Source organism: Williamsia sp. Leaf354 (assembly GCF_001424365.1).
Classification (GTDB): Bacteria; Actinomycetota; Actinomycetes; order Mycobacteriales; family Mycobacteriaceae; genus Williamsia_A.
The window spans coordinates 1,178,268-1,204,990 of the sequence record NZ_LMPL01000001.1 but is presented as its reverse complement, the minus strand read 5'-3'; the positions used below and the strand labels follow the sequence as shown (position 1 = coordinate 1,204,990).

The window sequence follows — 26,723 nt, the reverse complement described above, 5'->3', positions numbered from 1 at the left end:
GGTCAGTTGGTGCCGGCGATCTCCTTGGCGATCGAGGCCAGCTGGGTCTGCGCCGCGGAGACGACACCCTGTCGATCCTTGTGTGCCTCTTCGTAGTCGACGACGAGGCGGATGTCGGACGGCTTGTCGAGCTCCTTGATCGCCGACACGGCCGAACCGACGGTGAGATCGTCGTAGCCGTCGATGGGCAGGTCGTCGGCGGTGATCGTGCCGGTCGCGACGCGCGCAGAGTGGATGGTCTCGGCGATACCGGTCGCGCCGGTCTCACGTGCGGCCTCCTCGGCGGCCTCGAGTGCGGCGTCACGTCCCGCGGTGAATGTGACCGCAACGGTCTCGGTGGTCTCCCTCGCCGCCGACCGCAGGTTCTCGGTGGTCTCCTTCGCGGACGACCGCAGTCCACCGATCCGCTGCGGGACGCGGCTCACGGAATCGATGACGCGGTCCGCGCCACGGGCGATGACGGTGCCGGGCAGGGTGACCGCGGTGGCGAGGACGCCACTGGCCCACTGTGTGGGCGTGCGGCGCAGCGCCGCGGGGCCACCGATGGCCTCTTCGGCGAGGACGGTGGTCAGCCAGTCGACCGTCGCCGTGTGCGCGTCGATGAGCGTATCGGCGAGGTCGACGACCGAGGGAAGGTCGTGGGCAGTGCCCAGCGCCTTCACGTACTTGGCGCGACCGAGCAGCTGCTGCTCGAGGGCGAGATCGCCGAGGAGTGCCTCGTCGAGCGGCTGGGCCTGTTCGAGGACGGTCTTCCCCAGTGCCACACCGCGTCCCACGAGGGGCCGGGTGATCTCGGGGATCCCGCCGAGTTCACGGAGGACCTTCTCGATCGCAATGGCGCGGAGCTTGCCGTTCTCGGCGTTCTCGCGCAGTTCGGTGGCGACGGCTTCGGTGCGGGCCTGCACCACCCGCGTCTGGGCGATCTGGATCTCGGTGTGGGTCAGCGTCAGCAGGACGCTCAGCTGCGAACGAATCGGCGTGGTCGAGGCTGCCATGTGAAGTCTCTCCTTGGAATCGTCGTCTACCTGTCACACCTCTCAACGACCCGAGGCCCCCTCGGGTAGTCCGCTCAGGGCGAAAGTGTGTCGCAGGTCATCGCGCTCGGTGAGTAATTCTCCTCTGTCCTCGCACCATCGCCGCGTCCTACCGTCGACGAATGGGAGAACGCACGGTGACGACGCCGCAGCCTCGATACGTCGACGCAGCGTTCGCGGTACTGCTGTGCGGGACGCACGTCCTCGCGTCGCTGACGGTCGTTCCGTACGTGGCGTTCTGGATCTGGTTCGCAGCCGGCTTCGGGAACTACGGCGAGTTCGACTCGACGCCGTATGACCTGGCCGCGGCCGCGATGGTGGTGATCACCCTGATCCTGGCGGTGGTCGACTGGGTGCTCACCCTTCGCCGTGGCCGTTCCCGACGCCTCATGTGGCCGCTGTGTCTGACGCTCCTGCTCGTCAACGCCGCCGGCGTAGCAGGTGGCTATGCGGTGACGCTGTCGCTGATCCCGCGGTAGGCACCACCTGGCGCAGACACGAAGCGGGGCGCACCGGTGTCCCGATGCGCCCCGCTCGTGTCACTCCATGACCGATGTCAGTCGGCGGCCTTCGTCAGCTCCACCGGCGACTCGGGAAGTTCGACCGGCTTCTTCTCACCCTTGAAGGTGAACTTCACGCCGTCTCCGTCGCCTTCGCCGTCCCACTCGTCGATGTCGACGAGGACGATCTGTCCGGGGGTGATCTCGTTGAACAGGATCTTCTCCGAGAGCTGGTCCTCGATCTCGCGCTGGATGGTGCGACGCAACGGTCGCGCACCGAGCACCGGATCGAACCCGCGCTTGGACAGCAGGCTCTTGGCCTTGTCGGTCACCTCGAGCGCCATGTCCTTGTTCTTGAGCGCCACCTCGACACGGTTCAGCATGAGGTCGACCATCGTGATGATCTCGTCCTGCGTCAGCTGGTGGAACACGACGATGTCGTCGATGCGGTTGAGGAACTCCGGGCGGAAGTGTTTCTTCAGCTCGTCGTTGACCTTCTGCTTCATCCGCTCGTAGCCCGAACCGTTGCCCTCGCCGGAGGTGAAGCCCAGGCCCACCGCCTTGGAGATGTCGGCGGTACCGAGGTTCGAGGTGAAGATCAGCACGGTGTTCTTGAAGTCGACCGTGCGCCCCTGACCGTCGGTGAGACGCCCATCCTCCAACACCTGCAGCAGCGTGTTGTAGATCTCCGAGTGCGCCTTCTCGATCTCGTCGAACAGCACCACCGAGAACGGCTTGCGCCGCACCTTCTCGGTCAGCTGGCCACCCTCTTCGTATCCGACGTAGCCGGGAGGGGCACCGAACAGTCGCGATGCGGTGAAGCGGTCGTGGAACTCGCCCATGTCGATCTGGATGAGCGCGTCGTCCTCGCCGAACAGGAAGTTGGCCAACGCCTTCGACAGCTCGGTCTTACCGACACCGGACGGGCCGGCGAAGATGAACGAGCCCGACGGACGCTTGGGGTCCTTCAGACCGGCACGGGTACGACGGATCGCCTTGGAGACGGCCTTGACCGCCTCGACCTGGCCGATGATCCGCTTGTGCAGCTCGTCCTCCATGCGGAGCAGACGCGTGGTCTCCTCCTCGGTGAGCTTGAAGACGGGGATACCGGTCCAGTTGCCCAGCACCTCGGCGATCTGCTCGTCGTCGACCTCGGCCACGACGTCCATGTCACCGCTGCGCCACTGCTTCTCACGCTCGGCACGCTCGGTGACGAGCTGCTTCTCCTTGTCGCGGAGGTTCGCGGCCTTCTCGAAGTCCTGGGCGTCGATCGCCGATTCCTTCTCCTTGCGCGCGCCGGCGATCTTGTCGTCGAACTCGCGGAGGTCCGGCGGCGCGGTCATCCGACGGATGCGCATGCGCGCGCCCGCCTCGTCGATGAGGTCGATCGCCTTGTCCGGCAGAAAGCGGTCGTTGATGTACCGGTCGGCCAGGGTGGCCGCGGCCACCAGCGCACCGTCGGTGATGGACACGCGGTGGTGCGACTCGTAGCGATCGCGCAGACCCTTGAGGATCTCGATGGTGTGCTCCACCGAGGGCTCGCCGACCTGGACCGGCTGGAAACGACGCTCGAGAGCAGCGTCCTTCTCGATGTACTTGCGGTACTCGTCGAGCGTGGTGGCACCGATGGTCTGCAGCTCGCCACGGGCCAGCTTCGGCTTGAGGATCGAGGCGGCGTCGATCGCGCCCTCGGCGGCACCGGCACCGACGAGCGTGTGCAGCTCGTCGATGAACAGGATGATGTCGCCGCGGGTGTTGATCTCCTTGAGGACCTTTTTCAGGCGCTCCTCGAAGTCACCGCGGTAGCGGCTGCCGGCGACCAGCGACCCGAGGTCGAGAGTGTAGAGCTGCTTGTCCTTGAGCGTCTCGGGGACGTTGCCCGACACGATGGCCTGCGCGAGACCCTCGACGACGGCGGTCTTGCCGACGCCGGGCTCACCGATGAGGACCGGGTTGTTCTTGGTGCGTCGCGAGAGCACCTGCATGACCCGCTCGATCTCCTTCTCGCGCCCGATGACCGGGTCGAGCTTGGCGTCGGCGGCGGCCGCGGTCAGGTTGCGACCGAACTGGTCGAGGACCAGCGAGGTCGACGGGGTGCCCGACTCGGAGCTGCGTCCGCCGGTACCGGCCTCCTGCGGCTCCTTGCCCTGGTAGCCCGAGAGCAGCTGGATGACCTGCTGGCGCACGCGGTTGAGGTCGGCGCCCAACTTCACGAGGACCTGGGCGGCGACGCCCTCGCCCTCGCGGATCAGGCCGAGCAGGATGTGCTCGGTGCCGATGTAGTTGTGGCCGAGCTGCAGCGCCTCGCGCAGCGACAGCTCGAGAACCTTCTTGGCGCGCGGCGTGAACGGGATGTGTCCCGAGGGCGCCTGCTGGCCCTGGCCGATGATCTCCTCGACCTGGCTGCGGACACCTTCGAGCGAGATGCCGAGCGACTCGAGGGACTTGGCGGCGACGCCCTCGCCCTCATGGATCAGACCGAGCAGGATGTGCTCGGTGCCGATGTAGTTGTGATTGAGCATCCGCGCCTCTTCTTGGGCGAGGACGACAACCCTGCGAGCGCGGTCGGTGAACCGTTCGAACATTGTTCTCCCTTACGTACCTCGGCCGACCAGGTGTGATGCGGATACAACTCACCCGTCGGAAGCCTTGTCACCACTGTAGTGGGCGCCTGTCGGTGCCACCGGGGATGTGTCACCGAGGGTGTGGACAGCCCCTCGGTGGAAGTGGTGTCTGATGTGTCAACGCCGCAGGTGAGGCGGGTGTTTCGGCAGGCGATACGCCGACAGCGAACGAGCCTCTCACCGATCCGGATCGGTGTCGTAGCGGTCGCGGGCGGCCATCACCTGCGGCACCGCGCCCTCGACCTGCTCGACCAACGATCGCACCGACACCGACACCGCGCGGCCCAGGTCGGTGAGCGAGTACTCGACGCGCGGCGGGATGCTCTGCAGCACCGTGCGCGTGACGAACCCGTCGCGCTCCAGGGTCTGCAGCGTCTGCGACAGCATGCGTTCGCTCACCCCGTCGACCCGGCGACGCAGGGCGTTGAACCGGTAGTCGCCCTCGCTCAACGCCAACAGCGCGAGCAGGCCCCAGCGGCCGGTGAGGTTCTGGAGGACGTCGCGGGAACCGCAGTTGCGCGCGAAGACATCGGCCTCGAGAGAGGCGTCGGGGACGTCGGGCGCTGACATGTACGAGAGCATACCCCTGATCGTGCTGTGCATGCGTTGATGTTTGCACTGCGGATTAGTAAGTGCTATCACTGACGTCAGCGCCGGGACGTCCGGCGACGCCACCACCAGTCGGAGAAGAGAAGTCATGACCACCTATGCGGTGACCGGAGCGACCGGTCAGCTCGGTTCGTTGTCCATCGAGGCCCTCCTCGAGCGGGGTGTCGCAGCCGGCGACATCGTCGCCGTCGTGCGCGACGCGGCGAAGGCCTCGCCCCTGGCCGATCGCGGCGTCACCGTCCGTGTCGCCGACTACTCCGACCGCGGGGCGCTCACCGCGGCGTTCGCCGGCGTCGACCGCCTGCTGTTCGTCTCCGGATCCGAGGTCGGGTCGCGCATCGCGCAGCACACCACGGTCGTCGAGGCCGCCGTGGCCGCGAAGGTCGGCCTGGTGGCGTACACGAGCGTGCTCAAGGCCGACGCCAGCGGACTGCAGCTGGCGCACGAGCACATCGCCACGGAGAAGGTCCTCGCCGAGAGCGGTCTCGACCACATCCTGTTGCGCAACGGGTGGTACTCGGAGAACTACACCGCGTCGCTGCAGCCGACGCTCGAGGGCGGCGTGCTCTACGGAGCGGCCGGTGACGGCAAGGTCGCGCCGGCGACCCGGGCCGACTATGCGGGCGCGAGTGCCGCCGCGTTGATCGCCGGCGAGCCCAAGGTCTACGAACTCGGCGGCTCCGAGCACCTCACCTACGCCGACATCGCCGCGGTGCTGGCCGAGGTGTCGGGGAAACCCGTTCGCTACCAGGATCTCCCGGAGGCGGACTACGCCGCGGCCCTCACCTCGGCCGGGGTTCCCGAACCGATGCCCGCCGTCCTCGCCGACTCCGACGCCGGTATCGCCCGGGGCGACCTCGACACGCCGTCGACCGATCTCGCCGATCTCCTCGGTCGTCCCAGCACACCGTTCGTCGACGTCATCCGGTCCGCACTGGCGTGACGTGGGCGGCGTCGCCGCGCGCGTAGGCTCCGAACTGATCAGGCGGACGACCAACGGGCCGGAGTGAGATGACGTCGAGCACGGTTCCCGAGCGCGACCGGTGGAACTACAACACCCACTACTACCGCCTCACGGATTCGGCGGCGTCGGGCGACGCGCGGACCGCGCTCGACGTCGGGTGTGGGGAGGGGATGCTGGCTCGACGCCTACGACTCACCGTTCCGCGGGTCACGGGTATCGATCCTGACCCGTCGAGTATCGAGGCGGCGCGAGCGGTGTCCGAGGACATCGACTACATCTGCGGAGACCTGTTCGAGCATCCCTTCGAGCCCGAATCGTTCGATGTGGTGGCGTCTTTCGCTGCGCTGCACCATATGGACGCCCGGCGCGGCCTGAGCCGTCTCGCCGAGTTGGTACGGCCCGGCGGAACGCTCGTCGTGGTCAGTTGTGCACGGAGCGAGTTCCCGCGCGATCTCGTGATGGAGGGCGTCTCGTTCGTCGCCGCCCACATCCAGATCCGCCGCCACACCATGTGGGACCACGAGAGCCCCGTGGTGTGGCCGCCGCCGGCCAGCTATCGCGAGATGCGGAAACTGTCGGCGGAACTGTTGCCCGGCTCGCACTTTCGGCGCCATCTGCTCTTCCGCTACTCGATCGTGTGGCGCAAGCCGAACAGCGTGATCTAGGCAGCGTCGAGCAGTGCGCGCAGGTGTCGTTCGACGAGACTGACGGGCTGATCGTGGTGGCCCGGCGGTGCCGGCGCGCGCGAGACATGGCTGTGCCCGGTGGGTGTGGTGACGGTCGCGGCGTGGCGAGTGGTGTCGGTGTGGTCGGCGGTGGTCATCCGCCAACCGGGGTTCTGTTTGGCGCGGTTGTGATGCAGACACATCCCGCCACCATTGGCCGCTGAGGTGGCGCCGCCGTTCGCGTAGGGATCGGCATGGTCGTATTCGGCGATCGGGGCGTCGCAGTACGGGATCCCACACGATTGATCGCGGAAATCGAAGAACTGCTTGAGCCCGGCAGGGAACAGTCTCGCGGTGGACTCCATCGCCACCAAGGCCCCGCTCGACGGAGCCTTGAAGATCCGCCGCAACGTGGTGGCCGCATCGGCGTCGAGGCTGGTGGCCACCATCGCCCGCGCGGTGTCGGCGGGGATCGGGCCGTACCCGGTGACGTGCGCTGCCGCATCGCCATTGCCATTCCCGAGCAGCACCTCGTCGGACATCACGACGTTCACCGCCACCGGTAGAGCATCGACCGTCGCGGCGCCGGTGATCCGCTCGACGAGGGCGTCGGCCATCACCTGTGCATGGGTGCGGTCGTCGACACCGACGGTGGCATCGGCGTGTTTTCTCAACGCCGCGTACACCGAGATCCCCGACACCAACGGCAGCAACGCCGACAGGCGCACCATCCCGTCGGGCGCGGGTCGGGTCGACACCCTACGATCTTTCGCCGCCTGCGCGTGCCTGTCGACCACCGCCTGTGGATCGAGTTCGTAGGCGATCCGCTTCACCTCGGCATCGAGCGCTCGGTCGCCGACGCCTTCCAGCACGGCCGGATCGGCGCAGATCCTCCGGTCGATCTCGCCGCGATCACGCGGGGTGAGGTGTGCGGTCTCCCGCACGAGAATGGTCGCCCTCCACTCGGTGAGCGCACCGGAGGCCAACGCCGCACGGGTGTAGGGCATCTCGCGCATCAGCGCCCGCGCGAACCCGAGATACCGGCCACCGGCGGACCCCGATGCCTTACGTGCCAACGCCACCTCGGCGGCCAACCCACGACCCTGGCGCGCAACGGGCACACCCGCTGCGGACTCGGCCTCTCGGCGAAGTTCTTCGAGACGCATTGTCTCGACCGCCTGCGCCGCAGCGCATCCCGCCTTGATCGCCTCGAGAACGGCGATGCGATCGATCGATCGATTCTGTCTCGTCACCGGCCGCGGGGAGATCAGACAGCGAGGACAGGAAGGATTGCAGCGCAGCTGTTGTCGCTTCCCCATCCCCGTCGCTCATGTGTTCGATACTACCCGCCGCCACCGACAACGGCGACCGTCGCCCGACATCTGTGGACAACCGCCAGGACACGAATAGCCATTCTCCACAGGCACTTCCGGAAAATCCTATCGACACTCAGGCCCAATGACGGCGCAGGTCAGACATCGACAGCGCCACAGCAAGGCTCACGTCACTGCCCGCGAAACGCGAGGCGAGGTCCTCGGTCCACGACACACCCACGGCCACCGCCGAGACATCTGCACCCAACTGGGACAACGACCGGGCCATGTCGGGTAGCGAACCACCACCGATTGCAGCATCTTTCACCATCGCCACACGACAACCGGCGACGTCGGTGCCGACAGTCCGCGTGATGACCCGCTCACCATGCGCGCGGCGTCCGACCGCCCAGGGCAACCCGGTGTGCAGAGCGAGCGCCGCGGCGACGGCGATCCCCCCGACCTCGACACCGACGAGAACCTCGATGTCATCGGGCAACTGATCCGCCAGCAACGCCGCCACCCCGCGAAGGATGACGGGGTCGGCGTGGATGGCGTACTTGTCAACGGAGCCGATATCGCCCTCCAGGGCGGCGGGGAGGTCGAGGGTGGCGTTGATCCTCCGCGCCACATCGGAGCGGAGGGTCTCCGCCTCGTCTACCGACATCCCGTTCACAGCAGGACGCGCACCGCATCGGCGAAGAGGCTGGGCAGTTCCTGGGGCGGGTTGTGTCCGCAGTCGAGGCGGCGGACGTCGCGGAGGTCGGTGAAATGCGCGGCGTGGTCGCGGGAGGAGGCGGAGAGGGCCCCGATGGGATCCTCGGTGGCCTCGACGACGACGGTCGGTACGTCGATCGTTCCCAGACGCGCGATCTCGGCCTCGGTGGCGTCGTAGGCGGGGTCACCGTCGACGAGGCCATAGCGATGGCGGTAGGAGTGCACTACGACGTCGACGAAGTCGGGATTGTCGAAAGCCTCAGCAGATGAGGCGAACTCGGAGTCACCGAACCGCCACGTCGGCGACCACTCCGTCCACAGCAGTTGCGCGATCTCCGAGCGGTACTCGGCGAGCCCTGCCCGACCGCGTTCGGAGTGCAGGTAGTACTGGTACCAGGCGCGACGCTCGAGCGTGGGCGGTGCGGGGGTCGTCGCGGCGGCCGCGATGTCCTGCACGTTGTAGCCGCCGACCGTGATGAGCCCCGACACCGACTCGGGCCACAGCAGCGACACCAGACATGCGGCGCGACCTCCCCAGTCGTATCCCGCGACCAGCGGCCGGTCGAGCTCGAGGGCGCTGATGAGGTCGTGCAGATCGTGCGCGAGCGCCGCCTGCTGACCCGAGCGGATGGTGTCCGGCGACACGAACCGCGTGGGGCCGTATCCCCGCAGGTAAGGCACCACGACATCGGCGCCGACGTCGGTGAGGCGTTCGATGACATCGTCGAAGCTGCGCGGGCTGTACGGGAAGCCATGGGCGAGAACGACTGCGCGGCCTCCGGGGGCACCGTGTCGTTCGTAGGCGACATCGAGGACACCGGCCCGGATCTGTTCGGTGGGCATGACCCCACTATGCCCGGCCGGCCACCAGTCCTGTTGCGAGCACGACGAACCCCGCGGTGTGGAGCACCGCCCGCACGATGTTCCATCGCACCCAGGCCGCCTCGAACGCCGCCCGTGCGCTGTCCGCGTCGACGCCGGACGCCGCCAACCGGTCGTTGAGGGGGATGTTCGCCGCGATGGTGACGATCATCCCCGCGAGGTAGAGCACCGCCGCGGCGATGGCCCAGGGCCCGATCGCCTGCCCACGACTCATCCACGCCGCCGCCGCAGCGACCACCAGTCCCCCGAAGAAGAGCAGCAGGAACACCGGGTTGACGATCGCGACGTTGATCTTCTGCATCGCCGCCACCAGGGTGCGGTCGTCGGTGCGATGCAGACCGGGCATCACCGCGTAGGCGAAGGCGCAGAACAGGCCGGCGACGAGGCCGGAGGTCGTGACGCCGAGGACGAGGAGCGCGTCGGTGACGCGTGCTGTGGTGGCCATGGCATCGATTCCACCCGACCCGGACGGCACAGAACATGGTCTGACGAGCCGTGAACATGTTCAATCGTCCTCATGGACTCGATGTCGGGGCTGCTGGACGGCCCTCGTGCCCAGAGCGCGTTCCTGCTGCGGGTGGTGATGACCTCACCGTGGGCGCTGCAGGTGCGCGACGAGGCGCCCCTGACGGTCGTGGTGATGACCGCCGGCGCGGTGACCATCACCTACGACGACGGGACGCGACTGCAGGCGGCCGCCGGCGACATCGTGATCCTGCGCGGACCGGACCCGTACGTGTTCGCGGACACCGACCGCGCCGACATCACCGCGGTGATCCATCCCGACGGCGTCTGCCGTACCGAGAACGGCGCCACCCTGCCCGACCACATGTCGCTGGGTGTCCGGACGTGGGGAAATGCACAACCCGGCCACCATCCCGACGCCGAGATGCTCATCGGCACGTATGCCGTGGAGGGCGAGGTCAGCGCGCGTCTGCTCGGTGCGGTCGACCGCGCGACGGTGATACCGGGCGCCGACAACCCGCTGACCGCGGTCCTGGACGCCGAGATGGGCCGCGAGGCACCCGGTCAGGAGGCGGTACTCAACCGGCTGCTCGACCTCGTGTTGGTGACGGGTCTGCGATCGTGGTTCGACCGGCCCGACGCACCGACCCCTCGGTGGTACGCCGCTCAGTCCGATCCCGTTGTGGGAGTGGCGTTACGGCTGATCCACCACAACGTCGCGCACCCGTGGACGGTGACGACACTCGCCGAAGCGGCCGGGATGTCGCGGTCGGCGTTCTCGCGCCGGTTCACCGAGCTCGTCGGGACGGCACCGATGACCTATGTGACGCAGTGGCGACTCACGCTGGCCGCCGATCTGTTCGCCGATCCCGCACGGACGCTCGAGTCGGTGGCACGCGAGATCGGGTACGGGAGCGCCTTCGCGCTCAGCGCCGCGTTCACCAGGCACCGGGGCGTCAGTCCCCGGGAATTCCGGCGACACCTGCGCCCCTGAGGCGTGGCTCGGCAGGGCATACACAGGAACGCGCAGTATCGTCTCGGTTCATCATGGCTTCTCCCACTGACGTCCCGTCGGGTCGCACATCCCCCGTCGCGGACCCGAAAACCGCCGCCGACCCCGCGGAACCGGTGGAGGTCGCGGCACCGCCGGTCACGCGGGACAAGCATCTCCACCAGATCGACCTGGTCCGCCTGGTCACCTTCGGCGGCGTCATCCTCGACCACGTCATGCTCGGCGTCGCGGCACCGGCCAATGTCGCGGCCGGAGCGATCGAGACGCTGCTCCGCTACACCCGGTACGGCTTCTTCGCGCTCACCGGCTTCGTGCTGACCTACCAGTACCGCAACCGCGAACTGAACGTGTGGCCGTTCTGGCGTCGGCGCTACAAGCTGATCGGCCTGCCGTTCCTCGTGTGGAGCCTCCTCTACTGGCTATACGGCCACTACCTCGGTGGCGGGCTCACCGGGATCGCCGACACAGTGCGCTCGCTGGACGCGGCCCGGCTGGCGGCCAAGAGCCTCGTCTACGACCTCATCACCGGCAGCGCCTGGTACCACCTGTACTTCCTGTCGGTGAGCATGCAGATCTACGCCATCTTCCCGGCGCTGCTGTGGGTGATGCGCAAGACCTGGGGCTACCACCGCTACCTGCTCGTCGCGAGCTTCGCGTTCCACTCGGTGCTGCTCTACATGATGGTGCGCCCGCAGCACGGTTTCCTGGTCGAGGGACCCGTCGGGGTGCTGTGGCGGCACCTCGAGATCACGCTGCTCCCCTACCAGTTCTTCATCCTGTCGGGCGCTCTCGCCGCGATGCACTTCGAGGCGTTCAGCCGATTCGCGAAGCGGTTCCGGTGGGCGGTGCTCGGCGTCGGCGCGATCGTCATCGCGGCCACGTTGATCTACTTCCTGAAGCTGATCGATCGCGGCGAGTCGATGTTCCGCGCGACCAACGTGTTCATGCTGCACAACACCTTCGCCTACATCGCGATCATCGCGATGCTCTACTGCATCGGCACCATCTGGCAGGAACGACGTCGGGCGGGATCGATCGCGGCGCGGTTCATGCGCACCGCCGCCGACCGCTCGTTCGGCATCTATCTCGCCCACGCGGTGGCCCTGAGCGTGGTGCAGCCGACGGTGCTCGAGGACATCGATGCACCCACGGGCCTCGAGATCGTGCTGGCCTACGCCGCGGTCGTCGCCATGACGATCGCCATCGTCGAGGTGTTGCGTCGCAGTCCGATCAGCCTCATCACCACCGGACGCAGCACCCTCGACTGGCGCACGCAGACGCCGGCGAAGTCACTGCCGGTGGGCGTGCTGACGATGGCCGCGGGCCTCGCCGTGCACTACACCTTCTCGCCGTTGGCGGGGTCGGCCCTGTTCGGGACCGGCGCATTGCTCACGGCGTCGTCGGCGTGGGTCCTGCTCAAGCAGCGGCGCTCGCACGACACCCCCGTCGCGGCCTGACCGGTATCGCTCAGCTCGGCGTCGTGGGTCGACGCAGCCCCGACGTCTCCAGCGCATCGAGGACCAGCGAGGCCATCGCCTCTCGCCCCTCGGCGTTCGGGTGGTACGGCAGGGGAAGGCGGAAGCCGTACACCCAGGGCGACGCCGAGCACGCCGTGTGATCGGCGCCGGCGGCCGCGGCGTTGACGAGGGTCGCGCCCGTCGCCTCCGCAGCGGCACGCGTCGTCGCGGTGAGTGCCGCGAAGGTGTCGACGGTCTGGCGTGCCTGCACCGGGTCGAGGGGGATCACCGGGCAGGTCGTCGCCTGGGCGTCGAGCACCGGCAGGTAGTCGACGATCATGACCACCGCGCGCGGGGCACGGGCCCGCACGGCGTCGACCAGTCGGATCATCGACGCGCGCAGACGGTCGTAGTCGGCGGGCACCGGAGGCGGCGACGGCCGTCCGGGGCGACACTTCTTCCCGTCCACGTTGACCGGTTCGGCCAGCCAGTTCGAGCAGCTGATCTCGGTGAGCCGCCCGATGTAGCGCAGGTCGTTGCCCCCGGTGGTGATGGTGACGAGTTCGGTGTCGGGGCGCACGGCGTCGATCTGCGGTTCCGAGGCCCGGCCGGGCTGCGCGCGGTCGAGGATGTCGGGGATGGTCGACCCGGAGCACGTGACGTCGGTCAGGTCGGCGCGCCACCCGGCGGCGACCCGGTGCGGGTAGTCGTCGCGACTACGCAGGCAACGAGCGCTGATGAGGTCGCCGACGTCCGGTCCCGCGGCGTACGAACTGCCCAGGGCGACGTAGTGGATCGGGCCCTCGGTGGTGGCGCTGCGCGGCATCGGCGACATCGCCTCGTCGTCGGTCGTCGAATCCGACGTCGACCATCCGACGACGCCCGCCACCAGCACGGCCACCCCCACGATCGCCGTCAGCGAGGCCGCTGTGCGCAGCCAGCGCCGTCGCGTTCCCGGACCCACGTCGATTCCCCTCCCCTTCCTCCCGCACCCGGATGACCGGGCGCGCGCATCACGAACGCGGAACATCTTCTCATGCGCCGGTGACGGCAGCGCGCTTCGCCGAGCCGCCGATCAGCAGGGGGACGATCCGCACGTAGATCACCATCCCGAGCAGTTCCACGAGTGTCTGAGTGACCACGACCGCGGGCGTCAGATCGAGGTCGGCCGGCAACGCGACGGCGAGCGGCAGGACCACCAGCGAGTTGCGGGTCGCCCCCGAGAACACCAGCGCACGGCTCGCGGCCACGTCGTATCGGGCGATCCGGGCGACACCGGCGCCGAGGAACGGCATCACGATCAGGAAGGCGACGAACAGCAGCGCCGCAGGCAGCAGCGACGACCACCGGTCGGCGACGGCATCGATCTGCGAGACGACCACGACCGCGAGGGTGACCATCATGATCGGCACCATCGCCGCCGCCATCGCCGATATGACGACCCGGCCCGCCCGCCGTCTGCGGGCCACCGACTGGGTGACGCCGGCCAGCACCAGCGGCACCACGATGAGCAGCACGAACGCCTCGACGAACGGGGCGATGTCGATCACGTCGACGATCTCGGACCCGACGAAGGCCCAGAGGTACAACGGCAACAGCAGCAGCTGGAGCAGCATCAGCAGCGGTGCCGCGGCGAGCAGACGGTCGGACGCGCCGCCGGCGAGCCCACTGAAGACGATGACGTAGTCGATGCACGGCGTGAGCAGCACCAGCAGCGCGCCGATCAGGACCGGTCGGTCGTCGGCCACCACGCGGGTCAGCGCGAACACGACCGCGGGCACCACCACGAAGTTGAGGACGACCACCCCGAGCAGAAAGCGGCCGTCGCGGACCGCGGCGCCGATCCGTCCGAACGGGACGGCGAGGAACGTGGCGTAGAGCAGGACGATCAGCACCGGGGTCACGGCGTGACCCGCCACCGGGCCGACGTCGGGGACGGCCAGGCCCACCACCGCGCCGCAGGCGAGTGCGGCGAGATAGAGCGGGATCTGGAACCGCTCCCTCGCTGCGACCGTCACGGACGCCGAGGATAGCGAGCGCGGGTCGACCTCCGCTCAGTGCAGCATCGACACGACGTTGCCGGAGGGGTCGGCGAACCACACGATGTCGGGGCCCATTCCCACCTGTCGGCCGCGCATGATGCCCTTGTCGTCGCACGGCATCCCGGGGTAGCGCAGGACGGCGACTCCACGGCTCACGAGATCGTCGACGGCGGAATCGATGTCGGCCACCGGGATGTTCAGCACGGTGTGCGAGGCGGGACGGTGATCGTCGCTCGGGTACACCAGCACGCGTGTGCGGCGGTCGAGGTGCAGCGTCAGCATCCCGGAATCCGATCGCGCCACGCGCAGCCCGAGGACGTCGCCGTAGAACACCGCGGCCGCGTCGACATCACGGACGGCGAACCCGCTGAACGGCGTCATCGACGCCTCCTCGGCGTCGCGCACCATCGCCTCGCTCAGGGCGATGACCTGCACGAGATTGCCGTCGGGGTCGGTCGCGGTCCCGAACCAGCTGCCGTCGCGGTCCTCGACGGGGGCGAGCCACCCGTGGCCGAGCTCGTCGACGCGCGCCGCCGTCGCGTGGATGTCGTCGACCTCGAGATTGAGGATGAGGCGCGCGGGTTCGCGCGCCGGGCCGGTGACGTCGTCGCGGGCGTCGATCATCAGGTAGAAGCCGTCCAGATCGACGGAGTAGATGACCGGTTCACCGGGGTCGTACCCGGGCTCGTCTCCGACGTGTTCGACGGCGGCGTCGAACACCGACGCGTACCAGTCACGGAGTCGGGCGGGGTCGTCGCTGGAGAGCAGTGCGCTGGAGATCGTTGCTGTGGCCATACCGGTACTGACTCGGCGGGCGGGCCGAACTCATCGGTCAACCGGGCAGGCCCGGGGCCACCGGCACGCACGGGACCGGCACCGGGTGGGCGGGATCGAGTGCGGTGCGCACGAGGGCCGCGGTCCGCGGGGACGACACCAGCGACAGATGGTCGGAGTGGTCGGCGGCGCAGGTGTCCTGCACGACGATGTTGGTGGTGCGCGGTCCGGGGACGAAGCCGTCGGTCCAGGGCTCCACGATGCCGTCGAAGCGGGTCATGATGTTGGTGTAGGTGACCCCCGGCGCGTACGGGGTGCCGCCGGCGTTGATCTGTCGCATGAACGGGCTGCCGTACTGCTCCTCGGCGCACTCCGGGCACGGCAGGACCGTCTTCGGGTTCAGTCCCAGTGCGCGCGTTGCCGATTCGAGCTGCAGGTAGGGCGTCTGGTCCTGGCCCTTCCAGTACGGGGCGAGCGAGACGTACCGGTTCACGAACTGCGCGCCACCGAGGTACCGCACGTACCACTCGGGCATGAGCGTTCCCTCGGAGTGACCGACGAGGTCGACCTTCGCCGCACCGGTGGCCGACCGCACCCGGTCGACGAACGACGCGAGCTGCCGCGCGCTGGGGACCATGCTGGTGAGCCCGCCCAGCTGGTTCAGCGGATAGGGCGTGCCCGGCAGCGCGCCATAGGTCAGCGCGAACACGCAGTATCCGGCGTTGTGCAGCACCGGCCCGAGCGTCGCCCAGTTGGTCTGGCGGTTGCCGCCCGTGCCGTGCACCAGGATCACCGGTTCGGGGTGCGCCGTACTCGGCCGACAGCCGAAGTCGTTGGTACCGGGCAACGAGCCGCCGGGATTCGCGAGTTCCGCGCGGGCACCGGCGAAGAAGTCGTAGGTGACCGGGAGCGGGGCGGCGGTCGCCGGTGTGGCGACGCCTGCGAGGGCGATCAGCAGTGTCGCGAGAGCGGTCAGCCGCAGAACGGCGGGACGAACACGCATGGGACCTCCTCGGTGTGGTCGGGATCGAGTGCGTCGAGGACCGTGCGCCACACGGCCCAGATTACGGGTCGCCCCCGATTCCGCCGGATTTCCGCGCCGCCCGACGACTATGGGGATGTGAGTGTCGGATCGGGCGCGGGCGCGCTCCTCGAGATCTACGACGACGCGGTGCCGGTCGTCTACGGATACCTCCTGCGCCGGTGTCGTGACACCGCCGTCGCCGAGGACCTCACCTCGGAGACGTTCCTCGCCGCGATGGACGCCGCGCGACGGGGTGCGATGCCCTCGGCGGGCACCGCGTGGTTGGTCGGCGTCGCCCGTCACAAGCTGGCCGACCACTGGCGTCGCGCCGCGCGGACCGCGACACCGGTCGCCGACGTACCCGAGACCGTCCACGACGGCTGGGACGCCGAACTCGACCGTCTGGTCGCCGAACACGTGCTCGCCCGCCTCACGCCGCTGCACCGGGCCGTACTCACCCTGCGCTACGTCGACGACCTCACCGTCGCCGACTGTGCCGACACCCTGGGCCGGACCGTGTCGGCGACCGAGGCCCTGCTGACCCGCGCGAAGCGCGACTTCCGCGCCCACTATCCGGGCGCCCCGACCGCGAGAGGAGGCGTGTCGTGACCACCCATTTCGAGGACCGTGATCCGTTCGCCGTCCTGCGCGCCGACGACACCCCGCTCGACCCGTCGACGGATTTCCGTCGCCGGTTGCGAAGCCGCCTCGAACGGGGCGCCGCCCTCCCGGAAGGAATCGACATGTCCATCACCCTCGACGAGACCCCCACTACCACAACCGGTTCCCCTGTCGTGGAGCGACCGGGCGCCCTGCCGTACCTCACCGTCGGCGACGGACGTGCCGCGATCGAGTGGTACACCGGCGTCCTCGGTGGCCGCCTGCGCGGCGAGCCGATCACGATGGACGACGGGTCGGTGGGCCATGCCGAGATCGAGATCGGAGGTGGCGTGGTGTATCTCGCCGAGACCTCCCCCGATCTCGGTTTGGCCGCGCCGACGCCGGGGGCGGTGTCGGTGAGCCTGATGCTCGCGGTGCCCGACACCGATCGAGCGGTCGCCGCGGCCCGCGCGGGTGGGGCGACGGTGCAGCGGGAACCCTACGAGGGCCACGGATCCCGCACCGGGGCGATCATCGACCCGTTCGGACATCGGTGGATGCTGACCGGCCCGACACGGGCGGAGGCCGCCTCGCGGATGCTCCGCGGCGACCTGATCTATCCGTCGCTGTGCGTACCCGATGTCGAGGCCGCGGTGCGGTTCTACGGCTCGGTGCTCGACTGGCGGTACGACCCCGAGACCCGACAGGTCACGAATCTGGGTCATCGACTGGGTATCTCGAGTCTCGGCGACCTGCGCACCGTGTTCTGTGTGTACGCCGTCGACGATCTCGACGCCGCCCGCGCGGCGATCGTCGCCGCCGGGGGCCGTGACGTCACCGAGCCCGGCGGGCACCCCGGGTCGCTCGACGCCATCGACGATCAGGGCACCCGGTTCGCGGTGTACGTCCCCGACGCCGACGAGTCGCGAGGAGACCTGCATCCGTCAGGGCACGGCGAGCTCACCTACCTCACCGTCGAGACCCCCGACAGCGCCGCACTGCGCGATTTCTACGGGTCCGTCCTCGGGTGGGAGTTCACCGCGGGCCGCATCGACGACGGCTGGGAGGTCGACGACGCCCGCCCGCAGATCGGGATCGCGGGAGGCGCGCAGACACACGCGGCCGTCGCGATGTGGGCGGTCGACGACATCGATCTCGCCGTCGCACGTGTCCGGCAGGCCGGTGGCGAGGTGATCTCGGAACCCGAACGGATGCCGTACGCGACCGTCGCGGAATGCCGCGACGACCAGGGCGTGCGCTTCTACCTCGGTCAGTACTGATCGGGTTCGATCAACCCGATCACGTTGCCCTCGGGATCCACCGCGTCGCAGTGCGTGGCTCCGCGGAACGACCACTGGGTCGACGCGGGCTCGACCGCGCCGCCCGCAGCGGTGATGCGCTCGCGTGCGGCGACGAGAGAGTCCACCTCGACGGTCAGCTTGATCGCCGTCTCGCTGCGACGCGGGGCAGGCACGGCAGACGGTGTCGCGTCAGGTGAACGGACGAGCGTGACGAGACCCGCCGACGACGCCATACCGCGGTAGCCCTCGCCGTGGTCGACGTCGGTCCAGCCCAGGCAGTCGGCGTAGAACCGCTGCATACGGTCCAGATCGGACACGTAGATCACCGCGCCGGCGAGGTTCATGTCGGCAGGATACGAGACCGCGCCGCCGCGGTCGCGGATCACTCGATCAGCGTCAACGCCTGGGTGGGACATTCGCTGATCGCCCGGCGCACGCTGTCGACGTTCGCCTCGACTGCGGCGTCGTCGACCTGCACCTCGCCAGAATCCGCGAGCTCGAACACCGCCGGTGCCGCCATCTCGCAGTTGCCGGACGCACAACAGATGTCCCGATCGACCGTCACGTGCATGACCGCTCCCCTCTCAGAGCATCCGGCGCAGCAGCTTGACCGCGCGGTCGCTGTACGGCGGATAGATCAGCGACAGATCGGGTTTCGTCGGCTTGGCCAGCACCGCCTTGCGGTGACTGAGCGCCTCGAAACCCCAACGGCCGTGGTAGGCGCCCATGCCGCTCGCGCCGACACCGCCGAACGGGAGACTGGGGATCAGGCAGTGCATCGCGATGTGGTTGACCACCGCACCACCCGACGGGATAGCGTCGATCATCTTCTGCCCCAGCGCCTTCGACGACGTGAAGACATAGCTCGCGAGCGGTTTCGGGCGCGCGTTGACGAAGGCGATCGCGGCGTCGGGTGAGTCGACGGTGAGGATCGGGAGGATGGGCCCGAAGATCTCGTTCTCCATCACGGCGTCGTCGGGGTCGGGGTCGACGACCACGGTCGGCTCGATGCGGAGGTTCTCGCGGTCGACGCCGCCACCGAGCGCGATGCGACCCGTCGTGGCGTCGAGATAGGCCGACAGCCGGTCGAATTGGCGGGCGTTGACGATCTTGACCGTCGGCTCGGTCTTGTCGGCACGGAACTCGGCGATGGTGGCGCCGATCTTGCGCACCAGTTCGTCGACCACCGATCGGTCGGCCAGCACGTAGTCGGGCGCGATGCAGGTCTGGCCGGAGTTCAGCAGCTTGGTCCAGGCGATCCGGCGTGCGGTGACGTCGAGGTCGGCGTCGGCGGCGACGTAGACGGGGCTCTTGCCGCCGAGTTCGAGGGTGACCGGGGTGAGCGTGGGGGCCGCGGCGGCCATGATCTTCTTGCCGACCTCGGTGCCGCCGGTGAACACGGCGTGGTCGAAGCCCATGGCGAGGAGGTCTTGCGTGGTCGACGCATCACCCTCGATCACCCGGAAGGCCTTCGTGTCGAGATACTGCGGAACGATGCGCGCCAGCAGCTCCGACGACGCGGGCGCCATCTCCGAGGGCTTGAGCACCGCACAGTTGCCGGCCGCGATCGCCGCGACCAGCGGGCCGAGGGTGAGGTACACGGGGTAGTTCCACGGGCCGATCACGAGCACCACGCCGAGCGGCTCGTACTGCACCCAGCCCCTCGCGGGCAGCTGCGCCAGGGGCAGCGACTGCTTCTGTCGCTTCATCCACTTCTTCAGGTTCTTGCGGGCGTAGGTGGCCTCGCCCTTGGTCGAGGCGATGTCGCCGAGCCACGCATCGAACCCGGCGCGACCGAGGTCGGCGTCCAACGCGGCGACGATGTCCGCCTCACGCTCGTCGAGCATCCGCTCGAGGGCTTCCAACTGTCCTGTGCGCCAACCGATGTCTCGGGTCACCCCGGACGCGTGGTACCGGCGTAGCTCGGAGAGCACCGTCGGGTCGACCGGCTCGACGACGGGTGTGGTGGGGAGGGTGGGTGCAGCCATGGTGGGTCCTTCTCAGATCTCGGGTGCCGGTACGACGCCGGTCAGGATGCCCCCGCTGAGACCGCCGTCGACGACCAACCCGTGGCCGTTGATCCAGCGTGCGGAGTCGGTGACCAGGAAGATGATCGCGTCGGCGATGTCGTCGGGCTGGGCGTGTCGGCCCAGCAGACCCCGGACGCCGTCGAGATTATCTTTGCCCATCGACTCCTCGAAGTCGGGCAGAATCGGCGTTTCCACAGGTCCGGGCAGCACCGCGTTGATGCGCAGCCCCATCTCCACCAGGGCCAACGACATCGACATCGCGTAGACCGTGGCGACCTCCTTGGAGAAGTTGTAGGCGTTGCCCTCCTGCGGGTGGTCCTTGAACCAGGCGGCACCCTCGTCGAAGGTGTCGGTGGCCAGCAGGTCACGCACGGCCTCGAGTCGCAGCGGCCAGTTCATCCCGGCGATCGACGAGACCACCACGATGGCGCCGCCCGACCGCAGACGCTCGAACATCGCCTCGGTGAGGTGGCGCACCGCGAGTGCGTTCACCGCGAGGACGAGGTCGCCCGGCGCGGTGCCGGGGATGCCCGCGACGTTGATCAGACCGTCGAACTCGCCGTCGAGCTGTTCGACCGCGGTGTCGATGCTGCGCGGGTTCGCGAGATCGACCTCGATGTGCGAGGTGACCGCCGCGGTGGGGGTGTTGCGGTCGAGGCTGTGCACGAGCGCGCCCGCGTCGAGGAGCTTGGTGGCCACCACGTGACCGATGCCCGACGCCGTCCCGGTGACGACGAAACTCTTTCCGGCCAGGTCGATCATGGTCACTTCTCCGTGGTGTGGGGCTCGAGGGTGTAGGGCAGGGATCGGACGGCGTGGACGAAGTTGCCCACGAGGTACTCGGGGTCGCCGAGGGTGAGCCCGGGTGCACGGGACAGCAACTGGCCGAACAGTTCTCGCAGCTGCGTCTTCGCCAGGAAGGCACCCATGCAGTAATGCGGTCCACCACCGCCGAACCCGAGTTGCGGGTTGGGCGACCGAGTGAGGTCGAAGGTGTCCGGGTCGTCGAAGACCTCGTCGTCGCGGTTGCCCGACGGATAGAGCAGCAGCAGCCACTCGCCGGCCTTGATCTGCTGACCGCCGAGCTCGGTGTCGACGACGGCGGTGCGCCGGAACGTCATCACCGGCGTCGCGTACCGGACGAACTCCTCGAGCGCGGTGGCGGCGTTTCCCTCGAAGTCGTCGGCGAGCAGAGCACGTTGGTCCGGATTGTCCTGCAGCGCACGGGCCACGAGGCTGATGGTGTTGCGGGTGGTGTCGTTGCCGGCGACCGACAGGAGCACGAAGAACGCCGCGATCTCCTCGTCGGTGAGGTGCTCGCCGTCGACCTCGGCCTCCACCAGGTTGGTCATCAGGTCGTCGCGGGGATCGGCGCGGCGCTCCTCGGCGAGATCGAGGGCCAGACCGAGGAGGGCGACCAGCGACTCGTTGAGGACCTCGCCGGGTTCGCGTCCCGCGGCGACGTCGGGATCGTTCCACGAGACCATGCCGTCGGCGTGGTGGGCGGCCTCCTCGCGGTGCTCGGCGGGCAGGCCCATCATCTCGTAGATGGTCCACATGGGCAGTCGCTTGGACACCTGGGCCACGAAGTCACCCGAGTCGGTGGTCAGGAGATCGTCGACGATGGTGCGGGCCTGGTTCTCGATCTGCTCGGTGATCGCCGCGACGCGACGCGGGGTGAACGCCGCACTCACCAGCCGCCGCAGCAGCGAATGTCGCTTGCCGTCCATGGCGAGGAACGACATCGCCGCCTCGAGCATCTCCTCGGGCACCTCCTCGACCATCACGCCCTGTCCGGAGGTGAACAGTTCGGGGTGCTTGGACACGTAGGCGATGTCGGCATGACGCGCGACCGCCCAGATACCCGGCTGCTCGGGTGGGATGAGCGCACCCTCGACCGGCGGATGCCAGCTCACGGGCGCCTCGGCCCGCAGGCGGGCGAAGGTCGCCTCGCGGTCGGCGGCGGCGCCGGCCCAGAACGACAGCGGCGAGATGGTGTCGGGATGGAAGGTGCGATCGGCGGTGGGTGCGCTCATGGTGGTCTCCCGGTGGTGGGGTCGGACGAAGGTGGCCGTCAGACGAGCAGGTCGTCGCGGCCGTCGGCGGTGAGGCGCTCGATGTAGGTGGGGAACAACTTCTTCGACAGCGGTGCGATCTTCAGCAGCGACGCGACGTTGCCCTCGACCTTGATCTTCTTCTTCGCCATGGCCATCGGGAGGTTCACCTTCCCCTGCCAGTAGGCGTTGCCGACGTCGGCGGTCATCGACATCGTCGCGACCGGTTGCGGGGCGCCGTCGCGGCCGTTGTGGACCGACCCCGTGGTGGTGTCGATGATCAGATGCGTCTCGGGCTCGCTGAAGTCGAACTCGAGCACGATGCCGGTCTCGGCCAGCTTCGGGCCCAGCTCGGCGTCGGCGAAGGCGGTCTCGAAGATGCCCCCGATGTAGGTGGCGACCTCGTCGGAACTGCGGAAACTCACGTCGACCTCCGGTTGGTTGTGGTGGCGTGGGTCACACTAACATAAGTCCACTTATGGCGTCTAGGCTGAGTGGGTGGTATCGACGACCTCGCGCCAGGCGTACCTGGAGACCGGATTGGGGGTCCTGGCCGACCAGGGCTACGGCGGACTCAAGCTCGCCGAGGTCTGTCGCCGCCTCGGGGTGACCTCGGGCAGCTTCTATCACTTCTTCGCCAACTGGGGCACCTACACCGGTGAGCTCATCACGCACTGGCACACCGAGAGCACCACGCTGCTGGTGGAAGGTGTTCGCGCCCAGTCGGATCCACGCGCGCGGATCGACGCGCTGCGGGCGATCGGACTGTCGCTGCCGTACCGCGCGGAGGCCGCGATCCGCACGTGGAGCAGCCTCGACCCCGAGGTGAGGGCCGTGCAGCAGGAGGTCGACGCGCAGCGCATCGCCGCCCTGTCGGACGCCGCGTTCGACATCCTCGGCGACCGGCGTGGCGCGGACATGTTCGCGAAGTGGTCGATGTACCTGCTCATCGGCTACGAGCAGATCACCCTCCCCGACGATCCCGATGCCCTCGCGTGGCTGTTCAGCCGCGCCGAGCAGGCCCTGATCGGCGGCGAGCTCCGCGGGATCGACGCGTCAGACGGGTGACAGGAACGCCTGCAGCGCAGCCGAATACAAGGTGATGTCGGCGGCACCCATGAGTTCACGCGCACTGTGCATGGCGAGCTGTGGGGCACCGACGTCGACGGTCGACAGACCGGTGCGCGTCGCGGTGATCGGCCCGATCGTCGATCCGCACGGCAGGTCGGCGCGGTGCACGTACCGCTGCAGCGGCACACCGGCCTGTTCACACGCCAGCGCGAAGAGTGCCTCGCCGCCGGCGTCACTGGCGTAGCGCAGGTTCTGGTTCACCTTCAGCACGGGGCCACCGTTGACCGCGATGCGGTGGGCGGGCTCGTGACGGTCGGGGTAGTTCGGATGCGTGGCGTGGGCCATGTCGCCGGAGACACACACGCTCGATGCCATCGTGCGGAGGAACTCCGAACGGTCGCCGCCGCGACCGGCCACGATCCGTTCCAGCGTCGAGATCAACAGGTCCGATGCCGCCCCGCGATCCGATGCGCTGCCCACCTCCTCGTGGTCGAACAGCGCGAGCACGCGGGTGTGGGCCGCACCGGTCGCGCCGTCGAGCAGGGCGCGCAGACCGGCGTAGCAGGTGCCCTGGTTGTCCAATCGAGGAGCACTGATCAGGTCACCGTCGGCGCCGACGACCGCGCTCGGCGCCAGATCGTGGGTCATCAACTCCCACCCGAGGACCTCGGCGGCATCGACATCGGCTCGCGCACAGACGGTCTCGAGGAACGTGCGACTGTCGCCGGTGTCGACGCCCCACACCGCGTTGACGTGTCGCTGCGGGTCGAGGGCGACACCCTTGCGGTCCTCGGACAGGTGGATGGCGAGCTGCGGCACCCGCAGGATCGGGTCGTCGACGCGGATGAGTCGCTGCTCGATCGTGCTGCCGCGGCGGATCGCGACGCGCCCGGACAGACCCAGGTCGCGGTCGAGCCAGGAGTTCAGCCACGCACCGCCGTAGGGCTCGAGACCGACCATCCGCAGGCCCGCCGAGCGCAGTTCGGGGTGCTGCTTGAGGCGCAGGTTGGGGCTGTCGGTGTGACCGCCGATGATGCGGAACGCGGTGCCGGCGTCGCGGGCGTCCCAGGCGATCAGCGACCCGCCGCGGATCACGAAGTGCGCACCGGGTTCGATGGGCCAGACATCGGCCTCGTGGAGTTCGGTGAAGCCGGCGGCGCGCAGATGCGTTGCCGCGGTGGCACACACGTGGAACGGCGACGGGGACGCGTCGACGAAATCACACAGTCCCCGCGCGGTCGCCGTGGTGGTGATCGCGGTGTCGGCCACGGGGATCAGGCGGTGGCCAGCACGGCGTCGAGTGCCGAGTAGAACAACCCGAGCCCGTCGTCGCTGGGTCCGGTGAGCGGCTCGGTGGCGTGTTCGGGATGCGGCATGAGCCCGACGACGCGGCCGTCGGCGCTGGAGATGCCCGCGATCGAGCGCATCGAGCCGTTCGGGTTGTCCCCGGCGTAGCGGAACACGACGCGGCCCTCGCCCTCGAGTTCGTCGAGGACCTCCTCGGACGCGACGTAGCGTCCCTCACCGGATTTGAGCGGCACCAGGATCTCGGCGCCGGGCTCGAAGCGGCTGCTCCACGCCGAGGTGGTGGAGGCGACCTCGAGCCACTGGTCACGGCACACGAAGTGCAGGCCGATGTTGCGGGTGAGCGCGCCGGGCAGCAGACCGGCCTCACACAGCACCTGGAAACCGTTGCAGATACCCAGGATCGGGACACCACGGGTGGCAGCCTCCACGACCGAACCCATCATGGGCGCGAACCGCGCGATGGCGCCGGCACGCAGGTAGTCGCCGTAGGAGAACCCGCCGGGCACGACGACCGCGTCGACCCCCTGCAGGTCGGTGTCGGCGTGCCACAGTTCGACCGGGGTGGCACCGGCGAGCCGGACCGCCCGCGAGGCGTCGACGTCGTCGAGGGTGCCCGGGAAGGTGATGACGCCGATGCGTGCCGTCACTGCTCGGCCCGGGAGACGGTGAAGTTCTCGATCACGGTGTTGGCCAGCAACTCCGCCGCGATGCGGTCGAGTGCGACGTCGTCGACGGTGCCGTCGACCTCGAGTTCGAACCGCTTGCCCTGGCGGACATCGGAGATGCCGGAGAAGCCCAGCCGTCCCAGTGCCCCCACGATGGCCTGACCCTGCGGGTCGAGGATCTCCGTCTTGGGCATCACATCGACCACCACACGTGCCATGAGAGTGCGCTCCTGATTCCGATCGGCCGGTACTCGATCCTGAGGGTTCTCGGTCGAGACGACTTTACCGGTCAGGCGGCGCCGCGCCCGGCGGCGACCCCGGTGAGACGGCGGTAGGTGACCGGCGTCAACCCGTGGTGACGCGACAGGTCGACGCAGTCGAGGAGCGTCTGCCGCGCGATCGGGGTCTGCAGGTGCTTGGCGGCGATCGACAGCCGCACCACCCCGCCGCGCCGGGCCGTCCGGTTGGTCGAGACCACGACCATCCGCGCCCACCACGCGTCGGCACGGAAGCCGTCGCCGAAGCCGAGGACGCGGGCGCGGGTGAACTGACCGGTGACCAGGTCGTCCCACCCCGTGAAACCCAGGTTCACCCGGAACCCGGCAGCCGGAAGCGCGGCCGTCGCACCCGCCGACGCCGTCCACCGGGGCGCGGCGAACAGGCGTGTCCGCAGACCGGCCGCCTCGAGCACCCGGTCGGCGGCGGCGAGGCGCAGCGCGGCCTCGTGGGTGTCGATCACCGCGAACTCGGCGCGGCGTCGCTTCGTCGCCGCCTGGTCGTAGCCGTGCAGCACGATCGCGTCGTCACCCGACCGGCGCTCGCGCAGCCAGTCGACGGTCTCGGCGTCGTCGCCCAGGCGATAACCGTGCTTGAGCCGCGGTGACACCAGCAGCGAGGTGGGCACCTCGCGGCGGGCGAGGTCGTCGACGAAGGCCTGCGTGTCGGTGAGGGTGTCGGCACGGATTCCCGAGACCGACACATACAACTGTCCTGCCATGTCCCCGAGTGTCCGTTCGGCAGGTGAGCCGTCGGTTATGTCGCCGTGTACGGCGTGCCAACTCTCAGGAGAGAACGGATTCGATGGCCTCGATGACCTCGGGGGCGTCGGGCTCGGTGCGCGGGCGGAAACGCTTCACCACGGTGCCGTCGGCGTCGAGCAGGAACTTCTCGAAATTCCATTGCACGTCGCCGGCCTCGCCGGAATCATCGGACGCCTGAGTGAGCTCGGCGTAGAGCGGATGGCGGTTGTCGCCGTTGACGTCGACCTTCTCCAGCAGCGGGAAGGTCACGCCGTACGTGGTCGAGCAGAACGTCTCGATCTCCTCCGCGGTTCCGGGTTCCTGACCCATGAACTGGTTGCAGGGCACACCGACGACGGTGAGCCCGCGATCGCGGTAGTCCTCGGCGATCTTCTCCAGCCCGGTGTACTGCGGCGTGAGGCCGCACTTGCTGGCCACGTTGACGACGAGGACGGGACCGTCGAACTCCGCGAGGCTGGTGTCGGAACCCTGGAGGGTGGTGAGCGGGATGGACTTGATGGAGGTCATGCGACGAGCGTAGTCACGGGGCTCTCCCGCCGTCCGTGACGCGTCTCACATGCGATTTCCGGCCG

General features: G+C 68.7%; 30 protein-coding genes. 8 read left to right on the top strand and 22 right to left on the bottom strand.

Annotated features, from left to right (window positions below; all coding sequences use genetic code 11):
* Positions 1-2 precede the first annotated feature (2 nt).
* Positions 3-995: a hypothetical protein gene (locus ASG12_RS05825; RefSeq protein ID WP_055786259.1), complete on the bottom strand. Its 993-nt coding sequence runs from the start codon at positions 993-995 to the stop codon at positions 3-5.
* Positions 996-1,156: 161 nt separating this feature from the next.
* Here ASG12_RS05825 and ASG12_RS05820 point away from each other — a divergent pair, with 161 nt between their 5' ends.
* Positions 1,157-1,513, top strand: coding sequence for a hypothetical protein (locus ASG12_RS05820; protein ID WP_055786257.1), 357 nt, complete (start codon positions 1,157-1,159; stop codon positions 1,511-1,513).
* Between the two features lie 77 nt (positions 1,514-1,590).
* On the opposite strand, the gene ASG12_RS05815 is transcribed toward ASG12_RS05820, so the two are convergent.
* Complete coding sequence (locus tag ASG12_RS05815) at positions 1,591-4,119, bottom strand: ATP-dependent Clp protease ATP-binding subunit (protein ID WP_055786254.1); 2,529 nt, start codon at positions 4,117-4,119, stop codon at positions 1,591-1,593.
* A 216-nt stretch (positions 4,120-4,335) separates the two neighbouring features.
* The gene (locus ASG12_RS05810) at positions 4,336-4,728 is read right to left on the bottom strand and encodes a winged helix-turn-helix transcriptional regulator (protein WP_082501787.1); all 393 of its coding nucleotides are present in this window, start codon (positions 4,726-4,728) and stop codon (positions 4,336-4,338) included.
* 127 nt (positions 4,729-4,855) lie between these two features.
* Between ASG12_RS05810 and ASG12_RS05805 the strand changes: the two genes are divergently transcribed.
* A complete protein-coding gene (locus ASG12_RS05805) occupies positions 4,856-5,710 on the top strand; it encodes an SDR family oxidoreductase (RefSeq protein WP_055786247.1) in 855 nt (284 codons plus the stop codon).
* A 68-nt stretch (positions 5,711-5,778) separates the two neighbouring features.
* Positions 5,779-6,396 (top strand): class I SAM-dependent methyltransferase, encoded by a 618-nt coding sequence (locus tag ASG12_RS05800; protein WP_055786245.1) that lies wholly within the window; start codon positions 5,779-5,781, stop codon positions 6,394-6,396.
* Here ASG12_RS05800 and ASG12_RS05795 read toward each other — a convergent pair.
* The 4 genes from ASG12_RS05795 to ASG12_RS05780 all read right to left on the bottom strand — a co-directional run bounded on the left by ASG12_RS05795 (position 6,393) and on the right by ASG12_RS05780 (position 9,753).
* Complete coding sequence (locus ASG12_RS05795) at positions 6,393-7,649, bottom strand: DUF222 domain-containing protein (RefSeq protein WP_235456088.1); 1,257 nt, start codon at positions 7,647-7,649, stop codon at positions 6,393-6,395. The two genes, ASG12_RS05800 and ASG12_RS05795, sit on opposite strands and share 4 nt — an antisense overlap.
* 196 nt (positions 7,650-7,845) lie before the next feature.
* Complete coding sequence (locus ASG12_RS05790; protein WP_156377928.1) at positions 7,846-8,376, bottom strand: hypothetical protein; 531 nt, start codon at positions 8,374-8,376, stop codon at positions 7,846-7,848.
* Positions 8,377-8,381: 5 nt separating this feature from the next.
* Positions 8,382-9,269, bottom strand: coding sequence for an alpha/beta fold hydrolase (locus tag ASG12_RS05785; protein WP_055786240.1), 888 nt, complete (start codon positions 9,267-9,269; stop codon positions 8,382-8,384).
* Positions 9,270-9,276: 7 nt separating this feature from the next.
* Positions 9,277-9,753, bottom strand: coding sequence for an anthrone oxygenase family protein (locus tag ASG12_RS05780; protein ID WP_055786239.1), 477 nt, complete (start codon positions 9,751-9,753; stop codon positions 9,277-9,279).
* Between the two features lie 72 nt (positions 9,754-9,825).
* Between ASG12_RS05780 and ASG12_RS05775 the strand changes: the two genes are divergently transcribed.
* Entirely contained in the window at positions 9,826-10,767 is a 942-nt protein-coding gene (locus tag ASG12_RS05775) for an AraC family transcriptional regulator (protein ID WP_055786236.1), read from the top strand.
* A 53-nt stretch (positions 10,768-10,820) separates the two neighbouring features.
* The gene (locus ASG12_RS05770; RefSeq protein WP_055786233.1) at positions 10,821-12,242 is read left to right on the top strand and encodes an acyltransferase; all 1,422 of its coding nucleotides are present in this window, start codon (positions 10,821-10,823) and stop codon (positions 12,240-12,242) included.
* A 10-nt stretch (positions 12,243-12,252) separates the two neighbouring features.
* On the opposite strand, the gene ASG12_RS05765 is transcribed toward ASG12_RS05770, so the two are convergent.
* The 4 genes from ASG12_RS05765 to ASG12_RS05750 all read right to left on the bottom strand — a co-directional run bounded on the left by ASG12_RS05765 (position 12,253) and on the right by ASG12_RS05750 (position 16,061).
* Complete coding sequence (locus ASG12_RS05765; RefSeq protein WP_235456086.1) at positions 12,253-13,206, bottom strand: SGNH/GDSL hydrolase family protein; 954 nt, start codon at positions 13,204-13,206, stop codon at positions 12,253-12,255.
* A gap of 70 nt (positions 13,207-13,276) precedes the next feature.
* Positions 13,277-14,260: an arsenic resistance protein gene (locus tag ASG12_RS05760; protein ID WP_055786227.1), complete on the bottom strand. Its 984-nt coding sequence runs from the start codon at positions 14,258-14,260 to the stop codon at positions 13,277-13,279.
* Positions 14,261-14,296: 36 nt separating this feature from the next.
* A complete protein-coding gene (locus tag ASG12_RS05755) occupies positions 14,297-15,079 on the bottom strand; it encodes a VOC family protein (protein ID WP_055786224.1) in 783 nt (260 codons plus the stop codon).
* Between the two features lie 37 nt (positions 15,080-15,116).
* Positions 15,117-16,061, bottom strand: coding sequence for an esterase/lipase family protein (locus tag ASG12_RS05750; RefSeq protein WP_055786220.1), 945 nt, complete (start codon positions 16,059-16,061; stop codon positions 15,117-15,119).
* Positions 16,062-16,178: 117 nt separating this feature from the next.
* Here ASG12_RS05750 and ASG12_RS05745 point away from each other — a divergent pair, with 117 nt between their 5' ends.
* Positions 16,179-16,691 (top strand): RNA polymerase sigma factor, encoded by a 513-nt coding sequence (locus tag ASG12_RS05745; protein WP_055786217.1) that lies wholly within the window; start codon positions 16,179-16,181, stop codon positions 16,689-16,691.
* Positions 16,688-17,962 (top strand): VOC family protein, encoded by a 1,275-nt coding sequence (locus ASG12_RS05740; RefSeq protein ID WP_055786214.1) that lies wholly within the window; start codon positions 16,688-16,690, stop codon positions 17,960-17,962. Before ASG12_RS05745 ends, ASG12_RS05740 begins: the two co-directional genes overlap by 4 nt.
* Here ASG12_RS05740 and ASG12_RS05735 read toward each other — a convergent pair.
* Genes ASG12_RS05735 through ASG12_RS05715 form a run of 6 tightly spaced genes read right to left on the bottom strand, consistent with a single transcriptional unit; the run spans position 17,953 to position 22,492 of the window.
* A complete protein-coding gene (locus ASG12_RS05735; RefSeq protein ID WP_162243400.1) occupies positions 17,953-18,327 on the bottom strand; it encodes a VOC family protein in 375 nt (124 codons plus the stop codon). The two genes, ASG12_RS05740 and ASG12_RS05735, sit on opposite strands and share 10 nt — an antisense overlap.
* Positions 18,328-18,365: 38 nt before the next feature.
* Complete coding sequence (locus ASG12_RS21130; protein ID WP_045821780.1) at positions 18,366-18,554, bottom strand: ferredoxin; 189 nt, start codon at positions 18,552-18,554, stop codon at positions 18,366-18,368.
* A gap of 13 nt (positions 18,555-18,567) precedes the next feature.
* Complete coding sequence (locus ASG12_RS05730; RefSeq protein WP_055786208.1) at positions 18,568-19,971, bottom strand: aldehyde dehydrogenase family protein; 1,404 nt, start codon at positions 19,969-19,971, stop codon at positions 18,568-18,570.
* 12 nt (positions 19,972-19,983) lie between these two features.
* Positions 19,984-20,775, bottom strand: a complete 792-nt coding sequence (locus ASG12_RS05725; protein WP_055787764.1) for a coniferyl-alcohol dehydrogenase — start codon at positions 20,773-20,775, stop codon at positions 19,984-19,986.
* 2 nt (positions 20,776-20,777) lie between these two features.
* Positions 20,778-22,049 (bottom strand): cytochrome P450, encoded by a 1,272-nt coding sequence (locus ASG12_RS05720; RefSeq protein WP_055786205.1) that lies wholly within the window; start codon positions 22,047-22,049, stop codon positions 20,778-20,780.
* Positions 22,050-22,087: 38 nt separating this feature from the next.
* Positions 22,088-22,492 carry an SCP2 sterol-binding domain-containing protein gene (locus tag ASG12_RS05715; protein ID WP_055786202.1) on the bottom strand — a complete coding sequence of 135 codons (405 nt, stop codon included), beginning with the start codon at positions 22,490-22,492 and terminating at the stop codon, positions 22,088-22,090.
* Positions 22,493-22,565: 73 nt separating this feature from the next.
* Here ASG12_RS05715 and ASG12_RS05710 point away from each other — a divergent pair, with 73 nt between their 5' ends.
* Entirely contained in the window at positions 22,566-23,135 is a 570-nt protein-coding gene (locus tag ASG12_RS05710) for a TetR/AcrR family transcriptional regulator (RefSeq protein ID WP_055786199.1), read from the top strand.
* Here the strand turns inward: ASG12_RS05710 and ASG12_RS05705 are convergent.
* The 5 genes from ASG12_RS05705 to ASG12_RS05685 all read right to left on the bottom strand — a co-directional run bounded on the left by ASG12_RS05705 (position 23,124) and on the right by ASG12_RS05685 (position 26,658).
* Positions 23,124-24,407 (bottom strand): M18 family aminopeptidase, encoded by a 1,284-nt coding sequence (locus tag ASG12_RS05705; protein ID WP_200932728.1) that lies wholly within the window; start codon positions 24,405-24,407, stop codon positions 23,124-23,126. The two genes, ASG12_RS05710 and ASG12_RS05705, sit on opposite strands and share 12 nt — an antisense overlap.
* Before the next feature lie 5 nt (positions 24,408-24,412).
* Positions 24,413-25,093: a phosphoribosylformylglycinamidine synthase subunit PurQ gene (gene purQ, locus ASG12_RS05700; RefSeq protein ID WP_045821774.1), complete on the bottom strand. Its 681-nt coding sequence runs from the start codon at positions 25,091-25,093 to the stop codon at positions 24,413-24,415.
* Entirely contained in the window at positions 25,090-25,329 is a 240-nt protein-coding gene (purS, locus tag ASG12_RS05695) for a phosphoribosylformylglycinamidine synthase subunit PurS (protein WP_045821773.1), read from the bottom strand. The genes purQ and purS overlap by 4 nt, the downstream gene beginning before the upstream one ends.
* Before the next feature lie 71 nt (positions 25,330-25,400).
* Positions 25,401-26,108: a DUF2334 domain-containing protein gene (locus ASG12_RS05690; protein WP_045821772.1), complete on the bottom strand. Its 708-nt coding sequence runs from the start codon at positions 26,106-26,108 to the stop codon at positions 25,401-25,403.
* Between the two features lie 64 nt (positions 26,109-26,172).
* Positions 26,173-26,658: a glutathione peroxidase gene (locus ASG12_RS05685; RefSeq protein ID WP_045821771.1), complete on the bottom strand. Its 486-nt coding sequence runs from the start codon at positions 26,656-26,658 to the stop codon at positions 26,173-26,175.
* Between the last annotated feature and the right edge of the window lie 65 nt (positions 26,659-26,723).